The 20,379-nt window shown below is 41.4% G+C and carries 19 protein-coding genes; 7 read left to right on the top strand and 12 right to left on the bottom strand.

The window, feature by feature from the left end; genetic code table 11:
- Window positions 1-64 precede the first annotated feature (64 nt).
- Entirely contained in the window at window positions 65-2,653 is a 2,589-nt protein-coding gene (gene clpB, locus GD630_RS18500) for an ATP-dependent chaperone ClpB (protein ID WP_055278177.1), read from the top strand.
- Window positions 2,654-2,738: 85 nt separating this feature from the next.
- Here the strand turns inward: clpB and GD630_RS18505 are convergent, their stop codons facing one another.
- The 6 genes from GD630_RS18505 to nusB form a co-directional block, all read right to left on the bottom strand.
- Window positions 2,739-2,999 carry a hypothetical protein gene (locus GD630_RS18505; RefSeq protein ID WP_182505657.1) on the bottom strand — a complete coding sequence of 87 codons (261 nt, stop codon included), beginning with the start codon at window positions 2,997-2,999 and terminating at the stop codon, window positions 2,739-2,741.
- 200 nt (window positions 3,000-3,199) lie between these two features.
- The gene (locus GD630_RS18510; protein WP_007756075.1) at window positions 3,200-3,625 is read right to left on the bottom strand and encodes a DUF5606 family protein; all 426 of its coding nucleotides are present in this window, start codon (window positions 3,623-3,625) and stop codon (window positions 3,200-3,202) included.
- A 24-nt stretch (window positions 3,626-3,649) separates the two neighbouring features.
- On the bottom strand, window positions 3,650-4,264 hold the full coding sequence (gene coaE, locus GD630_RS18515) for a dephospho-CoA kinase (protein ID WP_143866750.1): 615 nt from the start codon (window positions 4,262-4,264) through the stop codon (window positions 3,650-3,652).
- Window positions 4,254-5,267 carry a CdaR family protein gene (locus tag GD630_RS18520; protein WP_029425769.1) on the bottom strand — a complete coding sequence of 338 codons (1,014 nt, stop codon included), beginning with the start codon at window positions 5,265-5,267 and terminating at the stop codon, window positions 4,254-4,256. The genes coaE and GD630_RS18520 overlap by 11 nt, the downstream gene beginning before the upstream one ends.
- Window positions 5,268-5,288: 21 nt before the next feature.
- The gene (gene yajC / locus GD630_RS18525) at window positions 5,289-5,612 is read right to left on the bottom strand and encodes a preprotein translocase subunit YajC (RefSeq protein ID WP_143866748.1); all 324 of its coding nucleotides are present in this window, start codon (window positions 5,610-5,612) and stop codon (window positions 5,289-5,291) included.
- 39 nt (window positions 5,613-5,651) lie between these two features.
- Entirely contained in the window at window positions 5,652-6,578 is a 927-nt protein-coding gene (gene nusB / locus GD630_RS18530) for a transcription antitermination factor NusB (RefSeq protein ID WP_007758751.1), read from the bottom strand.
- A gap of 168 nt (window positions 6,579-6,746) precedes the next feature.
- Here nusB and GD630_RS18535 point away from each other — a divergent pair, with 168 nt between their 5' ends.
- From GD630_RS18535 to GD630_RS18550, 4 genes are all read left to right on the top strand, one after another.
- Window positions 6,747-7,148: a PUR family DNA/RNA-binding protein gene (locus tag GD630_RS18535; RefSeq protein ID WP_007756088.1), complete on the top strand. Its 402-nt coding sequence runs from the start codon at window positions 6,747-6,749 to the stop codon at window positions 7,146-7,148.
- A 137-nt stretch (window positions 7,149-7,285) separates the two neighbouring features.
- Window positions 7,286-7,876 carry a 50S ribosomal protein L25/general stress protein Ctc gene (locus GD630_RS18540; protein WP_007756089.1) on the top strand — a complete coding sequence of 197 codons (591 nt, stop codon included), beginning with the start codon at window positions 7,286-7,288 and terminating at the stop codon, window positions 7,874-7,876.
- A gap of 140 nt (window positions 7,877-8,016) precedes the next feature.
- Entirely contained in the window at window positions 8,017-8,583 is a 567-nt protein-coding gene (gene pth, locus GD630_RS18545; protein WP_143866797.1) for an aminoacyl-tRNA hydrolase, read from the top strand.
- A 1-nt stretch (window position 8,584) separates the two neighbouring features.
- The gene (locus GD630_RS18550; protein WP_007756093.1) at window positions 8,585-9,001 is read left to right on the top strand and encodes an RNA-binding S4 domain-containing protein; all 417 of its coding nucleotides are present in this window, start codon (window positions 8,585-8,587) and stop codon (window positions 8,999-9,001) included.
- Between the two features lie 177 nt (window positions 9,002-9,178).
- Here GD630_RS18550 and GD630_RS18555 read toward each other — a convergent pair whose 3' ends face one another.
- The 6 genes from GD630_RS18555 to GD630_RS18580 all read right to left on the bottom strand — a co-directional run bounded on the left by GD630_RS18555 (window position 9,179) and on the right by GD630_RS18580 (window position 18,313).
- On the bottom strand, window positions 9,179-9,604 hold the full coding sequence (locus tag GD630_RS18555) for an HIT family protein (protein WP_143866747.1): 426 nt from the start codon (window positions 9,602-9,604) through the stop codon (window positions 9,179-9,181).
- A gap of 51 nt (window positions 9,605-9,655) precedes the next feature.
- Window positions 9,656-11,929, bottom strand: a complete 2,274-nt coding sequence (locus GD630_RS18560; protein ID WP_143866745.1) for a cation:proton antiporter — start codon at window positions 11,927-11,929, stop codon at window positions 9,656-9,658.
- Between the two features lie 159 nt (window positions 11,930-12,088).
- The gene (gene gcvT / locus GD630_RS18565; protein WP_143866743.1) at window positions 12,089-13,174 is read right to left on the bottom strand and encodes a glycine cleavage system aminomethyltransferase GcvT; all 1,086 of its coding nucleotides are present in this window, start codon (window positions 13,172-13,174) and stop codon (window positions 12,089-12,091) included.
- Between the two features lie 31 nt (window positions 13,175-13,205).
- Window positions 13,206-14,429, bottom strand: a complete 1,224-nt coding sequence (gene pepT, locus GD630_RS18570; protein ID WP_143866741.1) for a peptidase T — start codon at window positions 14,427-14,429, stop codon at window positions 13,206-13,208.
- A 153-nt stretch (window positions 14,430-14,582) separates the two neighbouring features.
- Complete coding sequence (locus GD630_RS18575) at window positions 14,583-15,992, bottom strand: amidophosphoribosyltransferase (protein WP_007756110.1); 1,410 nt, start codon at window positions 15,990-15,992, stop codon at window positions 14,583-14,585.
- 161 nt (window positions 15,993-16,153) lie between these two features.
- Entirely contained in the window at window positions 16,154-18,313 is a 2,160-nt protein-coding gene (locus GD630_RS18580; protein WP_143866739.1) for a glycoside hydrolase family 97 protein, read from the bottom strand.
- Window positions 18,314-18,571: 258 nt separating this feature from the next.
- Between GD630_RS18580 and crcB the strand changes: the two genes are divergently transcribed.
- Both crcB and eno read left to right on the top strand, forming a co-directional pair.
- Window positions 18,572-18,949 (top strand): fluoride efflux transporter CrcB, encoded by a 378-nt coding sequence (crcB, locus tag GD630_RS18585; RefSeq protein ID WP_074635641.1) that lies wholly within the window; start codon window positions 18,572-18,574, stop codon window positions 18,947-18,949.
- A gap of 100 nt (window positions 18,950-19,049) precedes the next feature.
- A complete protein-coding gene (gene eno, locus GD630_RS18590) occupies window positions 19,050-20,330 on the top strand; it encodes a phosphopyruvate hydratase (RefSeq protein WP_143866738.1) in 1,281 nt (426 codons plus the stop codon).
- Window positions 20,331-20,379 lie beyond the last annotated feature (49 nt).

The raw sequence follows: 20,379 nt of genomic DNA on the forward strand, positions 1-20,379 counted from the left end.
GGCAAATCTTTTGCGCCCTTTTAAGTGTTATTAGAAACATGAAATAAGAAAGGAGAACAACAATATGAATTTTAACAATTTTACCATCAAATCTCAAGAAGCGGTGCAGGAAGCCGTGAACCTGGTACAAAGTCGGGGACAACAGGCTATTGAACCTGTCCACATCATGCAGGGAGTGATGAAAGTAGGCGAAAACGTCACTAACTTCATTTTCCAGAAATTGGGCATGAACGGACAACAGGTTGCTCTTGTTGTAGACAGACAAATCGATTCACTTCCGAAAGTATCCGGTGGCGAGCCGTACCTGAGTCGTGAATCCAACGAGGTTTTACAGAAAGCGACACAGTATTCCAAAGAAATGGGTGACGAATTCGTCTCACTGGAACATATCATACTCGCATTGCTGACTGTCAAGAGTACCGTTTCTACCATCCTGAAGGACGCAGGTATGACGGAAAAGGAACTGCGTAACGCCATCAGTGAATTGAGAAAAGGAGAAAAGGTTACGTCGCAATCAAGTGAAGACACCTATCAGTCACTCGAAAAGTATGCCATCAACTTGAATGAGGCTGCCCGTAGCGGTAAGTTGGACCCTGTCATCGGACGTGACGAGGAGATCCGCCGCGTACTTCAGATATTGAGCCGTCGTACTAAAAACAATCCGATTCTGATTGGAGAACCGGGTACCGGTAAGACAGCCATTGTAGAAGGATTGGCGCATCGTATTCTTCGTGGAGACGTGCCCGAAAATCTGAAAAACAAACAGGTGTATTCATTGGATATGGGTGCATTGGTTGCCGGTGCAAAATACAAAGGTGAGTTTGAGGAACGGTTGAAGTCCGTAGTCAATGAGGTGAAGAAATCCGAAGGTGATATCATCTTGTTTATTGACGAGATTCACACGCTGGTAGGCGCCGGAAAAGGGGAAGGTGCAATGGACGCCGCCAATATCCTAAAACCGGCCTTAGCACGTGGCGAGTTGCGGTCTATCGGTGCTACGACTCTCGACGAATACCAGAAATATTTCGAGAAGGATAAGGCTTTGGAACGCCGTTTCCAAATCGTGCAGGTGGATGAGCCGGATAACTTGAGCACAATTTCTATCCTGCGTGGACTGAAAGAACGTTACGAGAACCATCATCATGTCCGTATCAAAGATGATGCGATCATTGCAGCCGTAGAACTAAGTAGCCGCTACATCACCGATCGTTTCTTGCCGGACAAAGCTATCGACCTGATGGACGAAGCTGCCGCTAAATTACGCATGGAGGTGGATTCCGTTCCGGAAGAGCTGGATGAGATTTCCCGTAAAATCAAACAATTGGAGATTGAGCGTGAAGCCATCAAACGTGAGAATGACAAGCCTAAGTTGGAAATCATCGGTAAGGAGCTTGCCGAACTGAAAGAGCAGGAAAAGTCTTTCAAGGCAAAATGGCAGAGCGAAAAGACGTTGATGGACAAGATCCAACAGAATAAGGTGGAGATTGAGAATCTGAAGTTTGAGGCTGAAAAGGCGGAACGGGAAGGCGACTACGGAAAAGTTGCGGAAATACGTTACGGTAAACTCCAAGCTTTGGACAAAGAAATAGAAGAGACTCAGCAAAAGCTCCGCGAGATGCAAGGTGATACCGCCATGATTAAAGAGGAAGTAGACGCCGAAGACATTGCAGACGTAGTTTCTCGTTGGACGGGTATTCCGGTCAGCAAAATGATGCAGAGCGAGAAAGACAAACTGTTGCATCTTGAAGAAGAGCTTCACGAACGGGTTATCGGGCAGGATGAAGCGATAGAAGCTGTTGCGGACGCTGTACGTCGTAGCCGCGCCGGACTGCAAGACCCGAAACGTCCGATCGGTTCATTCATCTTTCTCGGAACGACCGGTGTGGGTAAAACAGAGCTTGCAAAGGCATTGGCTGAATTTCTGTTTGATGACGAAACGATGATGACCCGTATCGATATGAGCGAGTATCAGGAAAAGCATAGTGTTTCCCGTTTGGTCGGAGCGCCTCCGGGATATGTAGGATATGATGAAGGCGGTCAACTGACGGAAGCTATCCGACGGAAACCTTATTCTGTCGTTCTGTTCGATGAAATAGAGAAAGCTCATCCGGATGTATTCAACATTCTGTTGCAAGTATTGGATGACGGACGACTGACGGACAACAAAGGAAGGGTGGTCAACTTCAAGAACACTATCATCATCATGACTTCAAATATGGGTAGTTCCTATATACAGAGCCAGATGGAGAAGCTGAATGGTGCAAACAAAGAAGAGGTAGTCGAAGAAACGAAAAAGGAAGTGATGAATATGCTGAAAAAGACCATTCGTCCGGAATTCTTGAACCGTATCGACGAAACAATCATGTTCTTGCCGTTAACAGAAAAGGAAATCAAGCAGATTGTACTCTTACAGATCAAGAGCGTACAGAAGATGTTAGCCGAAAACGGAGTGGAACTTGAGATGACCGAAGCTGCTTTGGACTTCTTATCTAAAGTAGGATATGATCCCGAATTCGGAGCACGTCCAGTAAAGAGGGCTATTCAACGCTACCTATTGAACGACTTGTCCAAAAAACTACTTTCTCAGGAAGTAGACCGAAGCAAAGCAATTATTGTAGACGCTAGCGGTGACGGATTAGTATTCAGGAATTAAAGGTTTCATTAAATTAAAATGAGGATGTGTCATAAATAACCTGCGATAATTTGCGTTCATCGCGGTATGACACATTCTCATTTTTTTATTTCTCTGAATATATAATCCTACGAACTTCCGGTTGACAGTTCGGATGGCTCATCACCAATACATAAGTCCCATATTTAGGAACCAGCATAGAAATTGAGGGCAACTCAAACTTGGACTTCCCCCTCAGCTCTCCCTGTGAATCGTATAAAAACACCATCGTACCAACTAATAAGCCGGTTATGCACAAGGTTCCTTTTTGATTGTCCAAACGGACATTTACTTCTTTATTTGTTATTGTCTCCATCTCCCCTAACATCAATTTAAAACTATGGAGGCAAAGATACACAAAAAGAAGTATTATTTACAATATAAACAGAAGATATTTATTTTAATCAAAGATTACCCAATTAATACTAATATATTTTTGAAATATCCACATTCCAACTAAAAAAGCATGATAACCATCTTTATGTGATTATCATGCTTTCACTTCGATTAAACAATCGGATCAATTCCTTATTCCGTAACTGTTTCCTCTTTAGCCTCTTCCGGTTTAAATTCCGTGATTCCGTTAGCAACCAAGATATTATACCAGGAAACTAATTTCTTGATATCAGCCACATACACACGTTCACGATCGAAATTCGGCAATACTTCAGCCAAATATTCACGCAATTGTTCAGGAGTTGCTTTCTTTGGATCAATAGAAGCGGCTGCAGATTTTTCTTTTTCCTTGATTGCTTCCAACACTTCATACAAAGGAACTTCCGCATCGTCCGTGTACATTGCTATATCTGCCAAAGAGATAATTTTTTCATTGCCATAAGCAGGAAAACGTTTTTTCTCAGCATTGACTGATTCTACAATCAACATATTTTTTCCTTGCGAAATGAGTTTGTACAATCCCGGTTTGCCGGAGATAGACAAGATAGTCTTCAACATAGTATATATTCTTTTGTTTATTAATTATTTTTTTGCGGAGCAAAGGTAATGATTATTTTTAGATAGCAAAGAAATAAGCTCTAAAACCTGCGGAATTAAGGGTGTTTCATCGTCATTCACAATCACAAAGTCGGCTTGACTTCTCTTAACCTCATCACTCATTTGAGCCTCGATACGCTTCATTACCAAGTCCCTTGAAGAACCGTCACGTCGCATGGCACGTTCCACCCTTATATCCAATGGTGCATATACCATTACCAAAACATCGACCTCATCTCTAAAACCAGACTCTATAAGAATGGCTGATTCCATGCCGACTAATGGTTTACCGCTCAACCGACCGGCCCATTGACGGAAATCATTTTTCACCTGTGGATGAATGATCCCATTCACTTCTTTCGTGCGTTCCGGATACCCAAACATATAGGCAGCCAACAAAGGACGGTTTAATTCCCCATTCTGAAAAACTTCCTCACCAACCAAAGCGCACAGTTCCCGACGAATCACCTCATCCGTATTCGTAATACGTTTCGCCTCTATATCAGAAATATAAACAGGGATTCCCATTATGCCGAGCAATCTGGAAACCACACTTTTCCCGCTACCGATACCACCGGTTATACCTACTTTAATCGCCATTGGAAGATATTTGTTCTATCAAAAAATCAACTTGTGCCGGAGTAATACGGATTTGATTGATTCCACTTGGAAATGATTTCAACTTAACCGTGTATTTATCCGAACCCAACTTCAGCAACTCTTCATACGAGACATTAATCACGAAGTCACTCGCTTTTATGCTACGAAACCGTTTTAAGCCTACCTGAAAAGTAATCTGAACTTTAGAAGGGAAGGCACGCAGCACTTTATCCGCCGGAAAGTTGATTCCATGCAACGGCACTTCTACGGTTTTCTCCGTATAAATATCGACCGGGAATGTCATTTCAACCGAACTCGGAACAAACTTTACTCCTTTCACCGGAGATAAAGAAACCCGTTGACGCGTAGTATCCGAAATATTCTCCAAATTTATCTTTTGCGTATAAGCAGTCGTTATCGTATCCAAAATTCCTTCCGGAGCATATATCAATACTGAATCAGGATTGCAAATCGTATCCGACACATAATATTGAAGTCCGGCAGTCACTTTTCCTTGAAGACGAACAGGTACCAGTTTGGACTTTCCTTCCGAATAGATATAATCTAATGTATCCGGCTTTATAGAAAGAATTTTGGAAGACACGTTCAACTGGCTTATTATCTTCTTTTCAAAATCCGAGGCGTAAATCTTCACATGATTATCTTTTCCCTTATAATCAGGAAAACTAAGATTCACCGGAAAAAAACTTTTGCCCAACATATAGTTCAGAAGGACAGTCCCTTTATCTTTCACCCTGACGTGAAGTTCGGAAGGAGGTTCAGAGGTCAACACTACATTATTAGGAACGTCTTTGATACGCACCGGGATAGAGAAATCCGCTTCATAATCATTATTCAATGTTTGAAGTAACCAGAATCCGCTGGCTATCAAAAAGAAAAATAAAAAAATTAAGAACTCTCTGCTCTTATCACTGAGCAGAAAATCCTTAATTCTCTTAGATAGTTTTAAATACGTATATCTTATTTCCCTACGATCAAACATAGGCATGTATTTACCAGCTATTTATTTAGATTGATTGCTAGCTGCTGAAGCGTCAGCAAAGATAGAATTCTTATCTATTTTAATCTTTACGTTAGAAGCAATCTCAAGTACAACATAGTCGTCAGTAATTTCCTTGATTGTTCCGTGTATACCACCGGCAGTAATCACACTCTGATTTACTTGAAGAGATTTACGGAAATTAGCTATTTCTTTTTGTTTCTTATTTTGAGGACGGATCATAAAGAAATACATGATAACAAACATCGCTATCAGCATGATCCACATCATACTTCCACCTCCGGCAGCCCCAACAGGAGCATCTAATAATAAAGTCAATACGTTCATAAATAATCTGTTTTAGTTTCTATAATGTATACAAAGGTATCAGTTTTTGGTCAACTTACCTTCTTTTTTCAATTGATTAACTATTCCATCCAGCGTTCCGTTGATAAAGCTACCGCTTTTAGACGTGCTATACAACTTCGCTATTTCTACATATTCATTTAACGAAACACTGACCGGAATGTTCGGGAAACTTAAAATTTCCGCTAAGGCAGTTTGCATAATGATGATATCCATAAATGCAATACGGTCCAAATCCCAATTCTTCGTATTCTCGCTAATCAAATGGCGATAGTAGTCAGAGTTCAAAATAGTACGACGGAACAGACGGCGCGCAAATTCCTGATCTTCATCATCCTTGAATTCCGGAAGTAATTCCTGATTAGCGCCTTTCTTTTCATCAAAACGTTTAATTGTCTTCAGCACGAATGTATCTACGATTTCCTTATCGTCATTCCAATACAGACTTTGATCCTCCAACACCTGATCTAAAGAATCGTTGTTAAAAATATATGTTTTATAGAGTTTTCTCCATAATTCACGGTCTGCTTCATAAGAATCATCATCGGAAGCCATATAATCTTTATAAATATCAGTTTCCACAATTTTTTCATAAAGTTCCTTTACGAAATCCTGATCGTTCGCCCAAGTCCTTTTCTGATTGGCTATGAACTCTGTAAGCTGCTTATTGACCTCCAATTGAGCAACAAACTTGTTGTTCACAAACTTTGTATTGGGATATAACTCCTCTGCCGTAGGTGCCAATTTGGCTTTTGCCGTATCAATACGTTTTTGTGCGTACTCTGTCAATGCTATCATCAGCATTAGCAAATAATTATAAAGGTCATACGCCTTTGAAAGACTAAAGAATAACTCTTTCTCCGCTGAGTCTAGATTTTTACTGCCATTCTGATAATAGGCATATACTATCTGTATAATCTTAAGACGAATAAGAACTCTGTTGATCATAATTCAAATTAATACTGTTGTTATCGAACTGCAAAAGTAGATATTTTTAATGAGTTTCCACAAATAAATCACATTTTTTAATGCAGTATTTCATTCTCTGCGCTTTTTCTTTTGACAGTTTAAAAAAAATATCCAATTTTGAGGCCGATTATAAACGGACCGTAAGATATGGAAGATTTAAAAAAGAAAATGAGCGCAGACATGAATGACAAGGAGATCGTATTCTCCAAGTCCATTAAAGCAGGTAAACGCATCTATTACCTTGACGTAAAAAAGAATCGTAAAGATGAAATGTTCCTGGCTATTACAGAGAGTAAAAAAGTGGTAACGGGAGAAGGTGATGACTCTCAAGTGAGCTTCGAGAAACACAAAATCTTCTTATACCGGGAAGACTTTCAGAAGTTTATGGCAGGGTTGACGGAAGCTATCAGCTTTATCGACCGTAGTGAAATGGGTGACTACAGCGGTCAGCTGGACCAAGAAGCCGATGAAGAGAATGAGCGAAAAGCTACCGAAGAAGCCCAAGAAGAGAAATTAGAGAGTGAAATTAAGATTGATATTGACTTTTAAAGGAGTAACTCTTTGATATCTCAAAAGAAAGATGTACTTTTGCACCGCTTTTTTGCAACATCGTGTGATAATCCACATCGTGTGATGGTGAATTAAGCAAACTAACTTAATTTAGAGTAACACAAATTTTTAAAGAAATGAAATCAATTGAAGTAAAAGGAACTGCAAGAACAATTGCAGAACGCTCTTCAGAACAGGCAAGAGCTTTGAAAGAAATGCGTAAGAACGGTGGTGTACCTTGTGTACTTTACGGAGGTAATGAAGTAGTTCACTTCACAGTGACTAACGAAGGTCTTCGCAACTTGGTTTATACTCCGCACATCTACGTAGTAGACTTGGTGATCGATGGCAAAAAAGTAAACGCTATCTTGAAAGACATCCAGTTCCACCCGGTAAAGGATACTATCCTGCACGTTGACTTCTATCAGATTGATGAAGCTAAACCTATCGTAATGGAAGTTCCTGTACAGTTGGAAGGTCTTGCAGAAGGTGTAAAAGCCGGTGGTAAGTTGGCATTGCAGATGCGTAAGATCAAAGTGAAAGCTTTGTACAATGTAATTCCTGAAAAACTGATCATCAACGTTTCTCACTTAGGATTGGGTAAGACTATCAAAGTTGGTGAATTGAGCTTTGAAGGTCTTGAACTGATCAGTGCTAAAGAAGCCGTTGTATGTGCCGTTAAGTTGACTCGTGCAGCAAGAGGTGCAGCAGCCGCTGCAGGCAAATAATCTGAGATTATCCCTGTAAACAGAGATATACTTCAAACGCAGATTAATGCAGATTAAAGCAGATGTTCAGTCTGCATTAATTTGTATTAATCTGCGTTTCTCTTTCTACATTAACGAACTGTTTTACCGAAAAAACAATGATAAAATATTTAATTGTCGGACTGGGGAATATTGGTCCCGAATATCATGAGACCCGCCACAACATCGGATTTATGACGGTAGATTCATTGGCTAAAACCAACAGTGCGCCTCCTTTTATTGACGGCCGCTACGGATTCACCACTAATTTCACGATCAAAGGTCGCCAACTGATACTGTTGAAACCGTCTACTTTTATGAACCTAAGCGGATTAGCCGTTCGCTATTGGATGCAAAAAGAAAACATTCCACTAGAAAATATATTGATTGTAGTAGACGATCTGGCACTTCCCTTCGGAACGTTACGTTTGAAGGGAAAAGGAAGCGATGCCGGACACAACGGCTTGAAACATATCGCTGCAACATTAGGGACTCAGAACTATGCCCGCTTGCGTTTTGGTATCGGAAATGATTTTCCTCGTGGCGGACAAATAGATTACGTACTCGGACACTTCACTGATGAAGACTGGAAAACAATGAATGAAAGATTAGAAACAGCTGGAGAAATCATCAAGAGTTTTTGCCTTTCCGGAATTGATATCACTATGAACCAGTTTAATAAGAAATAAAATGGCGGAAGCAAGAATAGATAAATGGATGTGGGCTGTCCGCATCTTCAAGACACGCACAATTGCAGCGGAAGCTTGTAAGAAAGGACGCGTCACCATCAATGGCGCATTAGTGAAAGCTGCCCGTATGGTAAAACCGGGAGATGTCATACAGGTAAAAAAGCCACCTATCACCTATTCATTCAAGGTACTGCAGGCTATCGAAAAGCGCATAGGTGCAAAGTTAGTACCGGAGATGATGGAAAACGTCACTACTCCCGATCAATACGAATTGTTAGAAATGAGCAAAATCAGCGGATTCATAGACCGTGCACGCGGAACCGGACGCCCAACTAAAAAAGACCGCCGCGAGCTGGAAGAATTTACAACTCCGGAGTTTATGGACGATTTCGACTTCGATTTTGACTTTGAAGAATAGTTCACCACAGAGGACACGGAGGACACAGAGGAAATAGGGGAAAGAGTCTTTTAGGCACTGTCCATGATTATACTCTTAATACAATTACAGGATACCATAGGTATGCTCCGATATACAACCTCTGTGTCCCCTGTGTCCTCTGTGGTGAACCGTGAACCGTGGACTCTAGATTATCATTTATAGATTTGCCTTAACTACATCAATCAGTTCCTGATATTCCGCGTCAGTCAGATAAACCTTTCCCGGATTCATTTGGAATGTACCTCCATAATCCGGTCCATCCACATATTTAGGCGCTAAATGAAAATGCAAATGAGACAACTTATCTGAGTATGCACCATAATTTATCTTTTCCGGCTGGAAAGCTTTTTGCATGGCACGGGTAACACGTGCAACGTCTGACATAAAAGCATTACGGTCTTCATCACTCAACTCGTTCAAATCGTTCACATGATCCTTGTAAGCAACAAGGCAACGCCCGCGATAGGTTTGCTCCTTAAACAGGAATACACGTGACACACTCAACTGCGCAATCTCAATCATCAGATTATGCAGCGTTTCATTATTCTGGCAATACAGACATTCTTTCGGATCGCTCTTCATGACATTATTATTTTTAAGTTTTTATCGTTTACAAAAATAGGCATAACATTCCTATCCGACTTGTACTTTTTCGTTTTTTTGATTGACTAATTGGTATACATCCTCTTTTTCACCTACCACCCAGACCACATCACCCTCTTCAAGCGGCACATTCACATCTGGAATCATCAATGTTCCATCCTCACTTTCAACACCTGCTATCATACAATGATATTTATCCCGAATGCCCGATTCACGAATGGTCTTATCTAAAAACATGGAATCACTATCAACAATTAATTGTTTTAGAGTCATCTCACTCTTTTCATACACATCCCAATCCACCTTTGTCCCATTTTGCATGGCTTCATTAAACACATTCAATTGTTCATCCGTCCCTATCACCTGTATTTTATCCATTGGAAACAGACGGACAGAACCACCCGGAATATTAATCCGTCTCTTTCCGCGAAGAATGGAAGCAACATGAACTCCGAACTTCTTTCCTAAATTCAGTTCCATCAATGTCTTTCCCGCCCAAGCAGACTCACCAGGAATCTCCATATCGGCAAGATGGAGATCATGCGATAACAAGCGTCCGGCATATTCCGGTTTTTTCTCCCCCAGATATTCCGCACGCACATCACGGGAACGAAGATTCTGGAAGAAACGACGTTCAATCGAGATAGACTGCTTTTTCAAGCGGCGCGACCATACCATTAGCAACACTACCAGCACTGCAACTCCGATAACCAGGCCGATAGACGCCTTGAATAATCCGGAAATCACAAAGATAACAAAAAGTGCCGCTATCATAATGCGAATCACAATGGTCGATACCAGCGGAGCGCGATTTGCACGATTGGCGTGCCACAAAGTCATAAACTCCACCGAATGGTTTTTCTTCACCATAATAGCCCGCAGAAATGGAGCAATACAGAGAATGATAAACACGGCTCCAAGTAAAGAAGCTCCCAAATGAGGCAGGTTCTCTTTAAAGAAAGGTATGACAAAACGGAAAGAAAGCGCAATGATCGATATGCTGACAATAGAATAAACGACAGTAATACGTACCATTGCCAATATCAACTTCTTCCATAAGTTCTCATGATTGAGCGCAGTCTGCGATCCGGAAGAGTAGCGCATCAGGAATTTCCTCCATGAAACGGGAAGATGAGCATCTACGAAAGTAGAAGCCGGTTCGGCAAGACGAATCATATAAGGAGTCAGAAAAGTAGTGATGACGGAAACAGCCACCACAATCGGATAGAGAAAATCACTTGTCACGTGCAGCGAGACTCCCAAAGATGCGATAATAAATGCAAATTCACCAATCTGCGTCAGACTAAAGCCGCATTGCATAGCCGTCTTCAATGGTTTGCCGGAAAGTATTACTCCAAATGTTCCGAATACGGACTGCCCCAAAATAACCGCCAAAGTAATGACAAGAATAGGTATGGCATATTCTACAATCATCGCCGGATCCACCATCATTCCTACCGATACGAAAAAGATGGCTCCGAAAAGATCTTTAACAGGTTTCACTAACCGGTCGATAGATTCCGCTTCAATTGTTTCCGCCAAAATAGATCCCATAATAAACGCACCGAAAGCAGCAGAGAAACCCGTATTGGCCGCCATAACCACCATACCGAAACATAGTGCCAGCGACACAATAAGCAAAGTCTCCTCTCCCATCAGTTTACGGCAACGTTTCAAGAATTCCGGTACTAGATAGATACCGACCACAAACCAGAGAATTAGGAAAAACAATAGTTTACCGATACTTTCCAACATTTCCGTACCTTCAAAATTATGGCTTACAGCCATTGTGGAAAGCATGACCATCAACACAATTGCCAAAATATCTTCCAAAATCAAGATACTCAAGACCAAGCCGGTAAACTGTTTTTTCCGTAACCCCAGATCATCAAAAGCCTTATAAATAATCGTAGTAGAGGACATTGCAATCATACCACCCAAAAACAGGCTATCCATCCTATGCCAGCCGAAGCCCATACCAACACCTATACCCAACAGGATCATGCAGAAAATAATAGTACAAGCGGCAATAATAGCAGAGCCACCCACTTTCACTATCTTCTTAAAACTAAATTCCAGTCCGAGAGCAAACAACAAGAAGATAACACCTATATCCGCCCATGTCTTAATATTCGCAGTATCCATTACGGAAGGCGTATAAGGCATATGCGGACTTGCCAAAAAGCCGGCAACCACATATCCTAAAACCAAAGGTTGCTTCAACTTCTTAAATAATAAAGTCATGATGCCTGCACAGATCAATATCAGTGCGAGATCGGCTATAAGAGTAGGTAACTGAGACATTATTTCATCATATTTGCTGACAAAATTATAATAAATCTATGGAATGAGCAACGTTTATCCATATAAGAAACGCAGATTAACGCAAATTTGCGCAGAATAAGATTTGAAATTAAACTTCTGCGTGAATTTGCGTTAATCTGCGTTTCTATAAATATTCAATTATTTCCTGAACGGAGGTTTTACCACGACCGCTTTCAATTTACGCCCACGCATATCGATACAGATTTCCGTACCTGCCTTGCCGTATTCCGGTTTCACATACCCCATGCCGATACCGATTTTGCGGGTAGGCGACATAGTGCCCGAAGTAACGATCCCAATCTTCTCCCCATCCGAATTTACAAGTTCATACCCATGACGGGGAATTCCACGATCAACCATTTCAAAGCCAACCAATTTACGGGTTACTCCTTCTGCTTTCTGCTTCTCCAGCATCGGACGATTGATAAACTCTTTACCTTCTATAAACTTAGTTATCCATCCAAGTCCGGCTTCTATCGGTGAAGTAGTATCATCCAAATCATTTCCATACAGACAGAATCCCATCTCCAACCGGAGTGTATCGCGAGCTCCTAAACCGATAGGTTTGATATCAAACTCCTCACCGGCTTCAAAGACCGCTTTCCAAATGGTATCAGCCACATTCGGATAGAAATATAGTTCAAAACCTCCTGCACCCGTATAGCCGGTATTAGAAATTATCACGTTCTCTTCACCTGCAAACTTTCCGACTTTAAAAGTATAATAAGGAATTGATGACAGATCAATATCAGTCAATTTTTGCAAAGCAAGAATCGCTTTCGGTCCCTGCACAGCAAGTTGCGCCATGTGATCCGAAGCGTTCTCCAATTCCGCTCCTTCCGTATTATGAGAAACGCACCAGTCCCAGTCCTTTTCAATATTAGCGGCATTGACTACCAACATATATTTTTCCGGTTCATACTGATATACCAGTAAGTCATCTACAATTCCTCCCTTATCATTCGGGAAACAAGTATATTGAATCTTTCCCGGAGTCAGTACCGCCACATTATTGGAAGTCACCTTCTGAAGAAAAGCCAATGCCTTCGGACCTTTCACCCAGAATTCTCCCATGTGGGATACATCAAACACCCCGACACCCTGACAGACCGTCAGATGTTCGTCAATGATACCGGAGTATTCAATAGGCATATTATAACCTGCAAACTCGTGCATTTTAGCGCCAAGCGCTATATGTTTCTCTGTAAACGGAGTGGTTTTCATATTCTTTTAAGTATTAAGTTTTAAGTATCAGTTATTTGGAAGCTACAAGCTCGGCAATCTTCACTATTACTTTCATTGCTTTCTCCATATTCTGGATAGGCACAAATTCATAACGTCCGTGAAAATTCAGCCCACCGGCAAAGATATTCGGGCAAGGCAAGCCTTTAAAAGAAAGTTGTGCACCATCCGTACCTCCACGAATCGGCTTCACATTCGGTTTCACACCAACAGCTTCCATTGCAGCAAAAGCGGTGTCGATAATATGCATCACCGGCTCTATCTTCTCACGCATATTATAATATTGGTCGCGCAATTCGAGAGTCACCGTACCCGCACCATATTCGGCATTCATTTGAGCGACCAGACGTTCCATTTCTTTCTTGCGGTTTTCGAACTTAGTACGGTCATGATCGCGAATGATATAAGAAACTGAGCTTTGCTCCACTTCACCCTGAATGCCAATCAGATGATAAAATCCTTCATATCCCGTAGTATGCTCCGGCCTTTCCTGTGCCGGCAGCAGAGTAATAAACCGATTGGCCAAATAAATGGAATTAATCATCTTATCCTTAGCATATCCCGGATGTACATTACGCCCTTTAAAAGTAACTTTAGCGGCAGCAGCATTGAAGTTCTCGAACTCCAACTCTCCCACTTCACCGCCATCCATTGTATATCCCCACTCACAACCGAACTTTTCTACATCGAATTTATGAGCGCCTTCACCGATTTCTTCGTCCGGATTGAAACCGATACGGATTTTTCCGTGTTTGATTTCAGGGTGTTCTTTCAGATAGGCCATTGCAGAAACAATCTCTGCAATACCGGCCTTATCATCAGCACCGAGCAAAGTTTTTCCGTTGGTTACAATCAAATCTTCTCCTTTATGATCCAACAATTCAGGGAATTGCGACGGAGAAAGAACCACATTTTCTTCAGTACAAAGTACAATATCCGAACCGTCATACTTTTCTACAATACGCGGAGTAACATCCTTACCCGTCATATCCGGACTTGTATCCATGTGAGCAATAAACCCGATAGTCGGCACCTTTTTATCTATATTGGCAGGGAGCGTGGCGAAAAGATAACCATGCTCATCCAAAGTTATATCTTCCAACCCCAAAGATTCCAACTCTTTTTTCAAGTATTCTGCAAAAACCATCTGCTTCGGAGTACTTGGAGTAAGCCCTGTCGATTCATCAGATTGTGTATCGAAGCTTACATACTTTAAAAATCTGTCTACTAAAGTCATATCGTTTTAATTACAAGTTACTAATTACAATTTACAAATTGATAGTTTATAGTGCCGTAAAGGTAAAAAAAGAGCCGTGAATTACAAAGCAATTCACGGCTCTTTTTTATTGTATAATTTTATCCGGATACTTAACTGACCTATCTGACCACTTTAAAAATGGCTACTGCCATCAAAGCAATGTGTACAAACCTTGCATTTGGGCAGACCGATAGCTTCTATTAATGTTTCCACTGTATTGAACTTCAAAGAAGAAAGCCCGAAACGTTCGGCTATAATACCAACCATCTTCTCATATTCGGGAGACCCGGTAGTAGCATATTTATCCAAATTCTTATTTTCATCACCTTCCAATTCCTTAATAATACGGCGGGTAATCAGTTCCAACGCATTTTTGGAAGCGGAAAAACCTACAAACGGACAAGCATAAATCAATGGAGGGCAGGCAATACGCATATGTACCTCTTTTGCTCCATAATCATATAGTATCTTCACATTATCACGCAACTGCGTGCCACGAACGATAGAATCATCACAAAACAACAAACGTTTACCTTCAAGCATTGCACGGTTCGGAATCAATTTCATCTTCGCCACTAACGCACGCATCTCCTGATTACTAGGAGTAAAACTACGAGGCCAGGTCGGTGTATATTTTGAAATCGCACGGTGATAAGGAACACCCTTGCCTTCCGCATATCCCAAAGCCATACCCACTCCCGAATCAGGAATACCACAAGCACAGTCCACTTCCGATTGATCTGTCTGTCCCATCTTCAATCCACAAGTGAAGCGCACCTCTTCTACATTCCGTCCTTCATAACAAGAAGTAGGAAAGCCATAGTACACCCACAAGAACGAACAAATCTGCATATCCTCATTCGGTTCACGAAGTTGTTCGATATGATCGTCATACATACGGACGATTTCACCGGGACCTAAGTATTTCTCTATCTCATAATCCAAATTCGGAAAACTGGATGATTCGCTTGTCGCAGCGTATGCTCCTTCTTTTTTTCCTATTACGATAGGAGTACGCCCCCACTGGTCACGAGCAGCGATGATACTTCCGTCCTCCGTCAAGATAAGCATTGAACAAGAACCTTTGATGTGCTTGAACACATTCTCAATACCTTCCACAAAGTTTCTACCTTGTATCAGAAGTAATGCGATAAGTTCTGTCTGATTGGTATTGCTCGAACTAAGTTCGGCGAAGTGCATATTTTGATTGAGGAGTTCATCTTCCAGTTGTTGAATATTGACAACCTTTGCAACGGTAATAATGGCGAAGCGACCGAGGTGAGAGTTAATAATAATAGGTTGAGCGTCTGTGTCACTAATAATGCCGATACCGGCGTTTCCTTTAAACTTGTCCAATTCTCCTTCGAACTTTGTTCGAAAATAGGTACTTTCCAAATTATGAATGGAGCGTATAAACCCTTTTTCCTTACTGTATGTCGCGAGTCCTCCCCGCTTTGTACCCAGATGTGAGTTATAATCTGTGCCGTAGAATAAATCAGTCACGCAACTAGCTTTCGAGACTGTTCCGAAAAAACCTCCCATGTTATTCTCTTTATTGATGTTTTTTAAAAAGATGTGCAAAAGTACAAAAAAGAATCCGTCTGATAAAATAAAGAGCCCCGCAAAGTTTTGTTTTCTTTGTGGGGCAACAACTAATATTTATTAAAAACGGGGAATCCGAGAACAATCTCTTTGCCTAGATCTTATTTCCATTTCTTGATTATCTTCTTATCCGACGGAGCTGCTTCAATCAAGCTCAATGCAAATCCTCCGCTACGGGCCAGTTTGACAGAAATCCGGGTTTTAGCAGTCACTATACCTTTCTTTATTTGATAAGAAGTTGGATTCTTTTCAAAGTCCGCATCCTTTCCGTCAGCATACAATGTCGCTACATATTGTTTTCCCGGTTCGAGAAAATCAAGTGTAAAAGCAGAAGTACGGGGATTCTCATCAGTGATACCACCTACGAACCAGTTATCAGTACCCTTCGCCTTACGTGCAACGGTGATGTAATCTCCCGGTTCTGCCTCCAGATACTTACTGTCATCCCAATCAACGGCTACATCCTTGATAAATTGAAATGCATCCATATGACGTTCGTAGTTTTCAGGGAAATCAGCCGCCATCTGCAAAGGGCTGTACATCGTTACATAAAGAGCCAATTGTTTAGCCAATGTAGTACGTACAAAACTATGATCGCCCGACAAGAAAGAAAGTTTGGTATCAAAAATACCCGGAGTATAATCCATCGGTCCGCCAATCAGACGGGTAAAAGGAAGTAAAGTGGTGTGAAACGGTTTATTACCGGCAAATGCTTCATACTCCGTACCACGCGCCGACTCATTGCCGACCAGATTCGGATAAGTACGACATAGTCCGGTGGGACGGACTGCCTCATGAGCATTCACACAAATCTTATAATCAGCCGCTTTCTTCACTGCATATAGATAATGGTCGTTCATCCATTGTCCGTAATGATGTTCGCCACGAGGAATGATATTGCCGACATATCCACTCTTCACTGCATTGTAGCCGTTATCTACCATAAATTGATATGCCACGTCCAAATGACGTTCATAGTTACGGACAGAAGCGGATGTCTCGTGATGCATCATCAGCTTTACTCCTTTTGACTTCGCATATGCATTCAGCATTTTCAAATCGAAATCAGGATAAGGTGTAACGAAATCAAATACATAATCTTTTGATTTGCCGAACCAATCTTCCCAACCTTCGTTCCATCCTTCTACCAATACTTGATCAAATCCATGTTCAGAAGCAAAGTCAATGTACCGTTTCACATTATCGTTATTCGCTGCATGGCGTCCGTTCGGTTTTGTTTTTGAATAATCTGTTTCGCCCAATTTCACAGAGTAAACATCGTCCGTATATGCCCAAGAACTTTTTCCGCTAATCATTTCCCACCACACACCAATGTATTTCACCGGTTTAATCCAAGAAACATCTTCATAGGCACAAGGATCGTTCAGATTCAATGTCAGCTTAGACGACAGAATATCACGTGCATCATCACTCACGATTACCGTGCGCCAAGGAGAACGACAAGGCGCTTGCATATATCCTTTATCTCCTTGTGAGTCCGGTGTCAACCACGATTCAAAAACCAGGTTCCGGTCATCAAGGTTCAAATGCATACAGGAATAATCAACCAAAGCAGCTTCATGCAGGTTGATATACAGACCATCATCCGTTTTCATCTGCAAAGAAGTTTGCACACCTGTTGGCGAGAAAGAGGTTTGAGAAGCGTTTCCGGTAATCGCCCCTTGCAACAATCCACGAATTTCAGAAAGTCTGGACTCGGTATAATCGTATTCCTGAGTATCATAATCGCCGGGAATCCAAAAGGCCGTATGATCTCCCGCCATAGCAAACTGGGAATGTTCTTCCTTAATCACAAAATAATTCAAATTCTTCTGCAATGGGAATTCATACCGGAATCCCAAGCCATCATCATAAAGACGGAAACGGATAATGATATTGCGATCTTGTGCCTTCTGATTCAAAATAACAGCCATCTCATTATAATGGTTGCGGATTGATTTCACCTCTCCCCACACCGGTTCCCATGTTTCATCAAAAGTTGATGTTTTAGTATCTGCCAGAGTAAATCCATTCATCAGCCCGGGATCATTTTTCAATTCTAGTCCCAGTTTTGAAGGCTTAACTACTTCTTTTCCTTTATAAGAAAGTTCATACATTGGTTCTCCTTGCGCATTGACGGAGAAATTAAGTTGTAACTGTCCGTTGGGAGAAGTAATACTTTCAGCCTTTGCTGATGTGCACATTAATAAAGAAAACAGCAGGCAAAGCCATGTTACAGTTCTTTTCTTCATGTTCTTCATGATATAAATGAGTTAGTTAATAATCGTATCGCAAAGATAGGACAGAAATATAGGAACTGTTTTTCTTTATAATTAAAATATAGATAATCCAAAAATTCCATTCAGCATAAGCACCTAATTTTCAGAATACTACAAAAGTTAGGAATAAGAAAAAATATAGTAATTATCCTGCAATTAATCTGAATGATTAAAGTATATATTACACGTTCTTTCTATCTTTGCCAAAAATTATCTCGACAGTAACGTATCTAAAATCAAATGAGTAAAGAAGTTATCTATATCTTTATCGGTGGAGGAACCGGTAGTGCACTGCGTTATTTCATCCAGTTGTTAATGCACGAACGAATCGTCCCTTATCATTTTCCATGGGCCACTTTCACGGTCAATCTTCTTGGCAGTTTTCTCATCGGTCTGTTCTATGCCCTTTCAGAGCGATTTCACCTTCCGTTCGAGGTCCGTTTGTTTCTGACAACGGGTTTATGTGGAGGTTTCACAACGTTCTCTACTTTCTCCAGTGACGGCGTAGGTCTGCTGAAAGGAGAATTTTACGGAACATTTGTTCTATATACATTATTAAGTATAGGAATAGGATTAGCCGCAACGTTAGCCGGCGGATATGTGGGAAAACAGATTTAAACAAAAAGCATCGTCCTGTTGTTATAGTATAAGAGCGGACTAACGGCTCCCCGTCAAGTCCGTACTTTTGCAGAAATCTTATTCAAAAACAATAGAAACGATGAAAATTGAAAAAATTGTAGCTCGAGAAATTCTCGATTCAAGAGGTAACCCCACAGTAGAAGTTGACGTGGTATTGGAATCCGGCATTATGGGACGTGCATCTGTGCCGTCAGGTGCTTCCACAGGTGAACACGAAGCATTGGAACTTCGCGATGGTGACAAACAGCGCTATGGTGGAAAAGGAGTACAAAAAGCGGTTGATAATGTAAATAAAATCATCGCTCCGAAGCTGATTGGTATGTCTTCACTCAATCAGAGAGGTATCGACTACGCAATGCTGGCATTGGACGGCACTAAGACTAAATCGAATTTAGGTGCTAACGCTATTCTCGGCGTATCTCTTGCCGTAGCTAAAGCTGCTGCCAACTATCTGGACCTTCCTTTATACCGCTATATCGGTGGAACAAATACGTATGTAATGCCTGTACCGATGATGAACATCATCAACGGTGGTTCACATAGCGATGCTCCGATCGCATTCCAGGAATTTATGATCCGCCCCGTAGGTGCTCCTTCTTTCAGAGAAGGTCTGCGCATGGGTGCTGAAGTATTCCACGCTTTAAAGAAAGTCTTGAAAGACCGTGGCCTTAGCACTGCTGTAGGTGATGAAGGTGGTTTCGCACCTAACCTCGAAGGTACGGAAGATGCTTTGAATTCTATTCTGGCCGCTATCAAAGCAGCAGGATACGAACCGGGCAAAGACGTTATGATCGGTATGGACTGTGCTTCTTCCGAATTCTACCACGATGGTATTTACGATTATACCAAGTTTGAAGGTGAAAAAGGTAAGAAACGTACCGCTGAAGAACAAATCAACTACCTGGAAGAACTGATTAACAAGTTCCCTATCGACTCTATCGAAGACGGTATGAGCGAAAATGATTGGGAAGGCTGGAAAAAGCTGACCGAACGCATCGGCAACCGTTGCCAGCTAGTAGGTGACGACTTGTTCGTAACCAACGTAGATTTCCTTGCAATGGGTATCGAAAAAGGCTGTGCCAACTCTATCCTGATTAAAGTAAACCAAATCGGTTCGCTGACAGAAACACTGAACGCTATCGAAATGGCTCACCGCCATGGATACACTACTGTTACTTCTCACCGTTCGGGTGAAACAGAAGATACTACTATCGCCGATATCGCAGTAGCTACTAACAGCGGACAGATCAAAACAGGTTCTTTAAGCCGCTCAGACCGTATGGCTAAATACAATCAGTTACTCCGCATTGAAGAGGAATTGGGCGATTTGGCTGTGTATGGATACAAGAGAATCAAGTAAAAACTGAATCCCTATTAAAAGGTATAAAAAAAGCATTCAGGTAATTACC

The sequence above is a fragment of the Bacteroides zhangwenhongii genome (assembly GCF_009193325.2).
GTDB classification, from domain to species: domain Bacteria; phylum Bacteroidota; class Bacteroidia; order Bacteroidales; family Bacteroidaceae; genus Bacteroides; species Bacteroides zhangwenhongii.

Bases quoted from the DNA above. Each gene is read 5' to 3' on its own strand.
- clpB (WP_055278177.1), top strand. From the start codon at position 65: ATGAATTTTAACAATTTTACCATCAAATCTCAAGAAGCGGTGCAGGAA.
- GD630_RS18505 (WP_182505657.1), bottom strand. From the start codon at position 2,999: ATGTTAGGGGAGATGGAGACAATAACAAATAAAGAAGTAAATGTCCGT.
- GD630_RS18510 (WP_007756075.1), bottom strand. From the start codon at position 3,625: ATGTTGAAGACTATCTTGTCTATCTCCGGCAAACCGGGATTGTACAAA.
- coaE (WP_143866750.1), bottom strand. From the start codon at position 4,264: ATGGCGATTAAAGTAGGTATAACCGGTGGTATCGGTAGCGGGAAAAGT.
- GD630_RS18520 (WP_029425769.1), bottom strand. From the start codon at position 5,267: ATGTTTGATCGTAGGGAAATAAGATATACGTATTTAAAACTATCTAAG.
- yajC (WP_143866748.1), bottom strand. From the start codon at position 5,612: ATGAACGTATTGACTTTATTATTAGATGCTCCTGTTGGGGCTGCCGGA.
- nusB (WP_007758751.1), bottom strand. From the start codon at position 6,578: ATGATCAACAGAGTTCTTATTCGTCTTAAGATTATACAGATAGTATAT.
- GD630_RS18535 (WP_007756088.1), top strand. From the start codon at position 6,747: ATGGAAGATTTAAAAAAGAAAATGAGCGCAGACATGAATGACAAGGAG.
- GD630_RS18540 (WP_007756089.1), top strand. From the start codon at position 7,286: ATGAAATCAATTGAAGTAAAAGGAACTGCAAGAACAATTGCAGAACGC.
- GD630_RS18550 (WP_007756093.1), top strand. From the start codon at position 8,585: ATGGCGGAAGCAAGAATAGATAAATGGATGTGGGCTGTCCGCATCTTC.
- GD630_RS18555 (WP_143866747.1), bottom strand. From the start codon at position 9,604: ATGAAGAGCGATCCGAAAGAATGTCTGTATTGCCAGAATAATGAAACG.
- GD630_RS18560 (WP_143866745.1), bottom strand. From the start codon at position 11,929: ATGTCTCAGTTACCTACTCTTATAGCCGATCTCGCACTGATATTGATC.
- gcvT (WP_143866743.1), bottom strand. From the start codon at position 13,174: ATGAAAACCACTCCGTTTACAGAGAAACATATAGCGCTTGGCGCTAAA.
- pepT (WP_143866741.1), bottom strand. From the start codon at position 14,429: ATGACTTTAGTAGACAGATTTTTAAAGTATGTAAGCTTCGATACACAA.
- GD630_RS18575 (WP_007756110.1), bottom strand. From the start codon at position 15,992: ATGGGAGGTTTTTTCGGAACAGTCTCGAAAGCTAGTTGCGTGACTGAT.
- GD630_RS18580 (WP_143866739.1), bottom strand. From the start codon at position 18,313: ATGAAGAACATGAAGAAAAGAACTGTAACATGGCTTTGCCTGCTGTTT.
- crcB (WP_074635641.1), top strand. From the start codon at position 18,572: ATGAGTAAAGAAGTTATCTATATCTTTATCGGTGGAGGAACCGGTAGT.
- eno (WP_143866738.1), top strand. From the start codon at position 19,050: ATGAAAATTGAAAAAATTGTAGCTCGAGAAATTCTCGATTCAAGAGGT.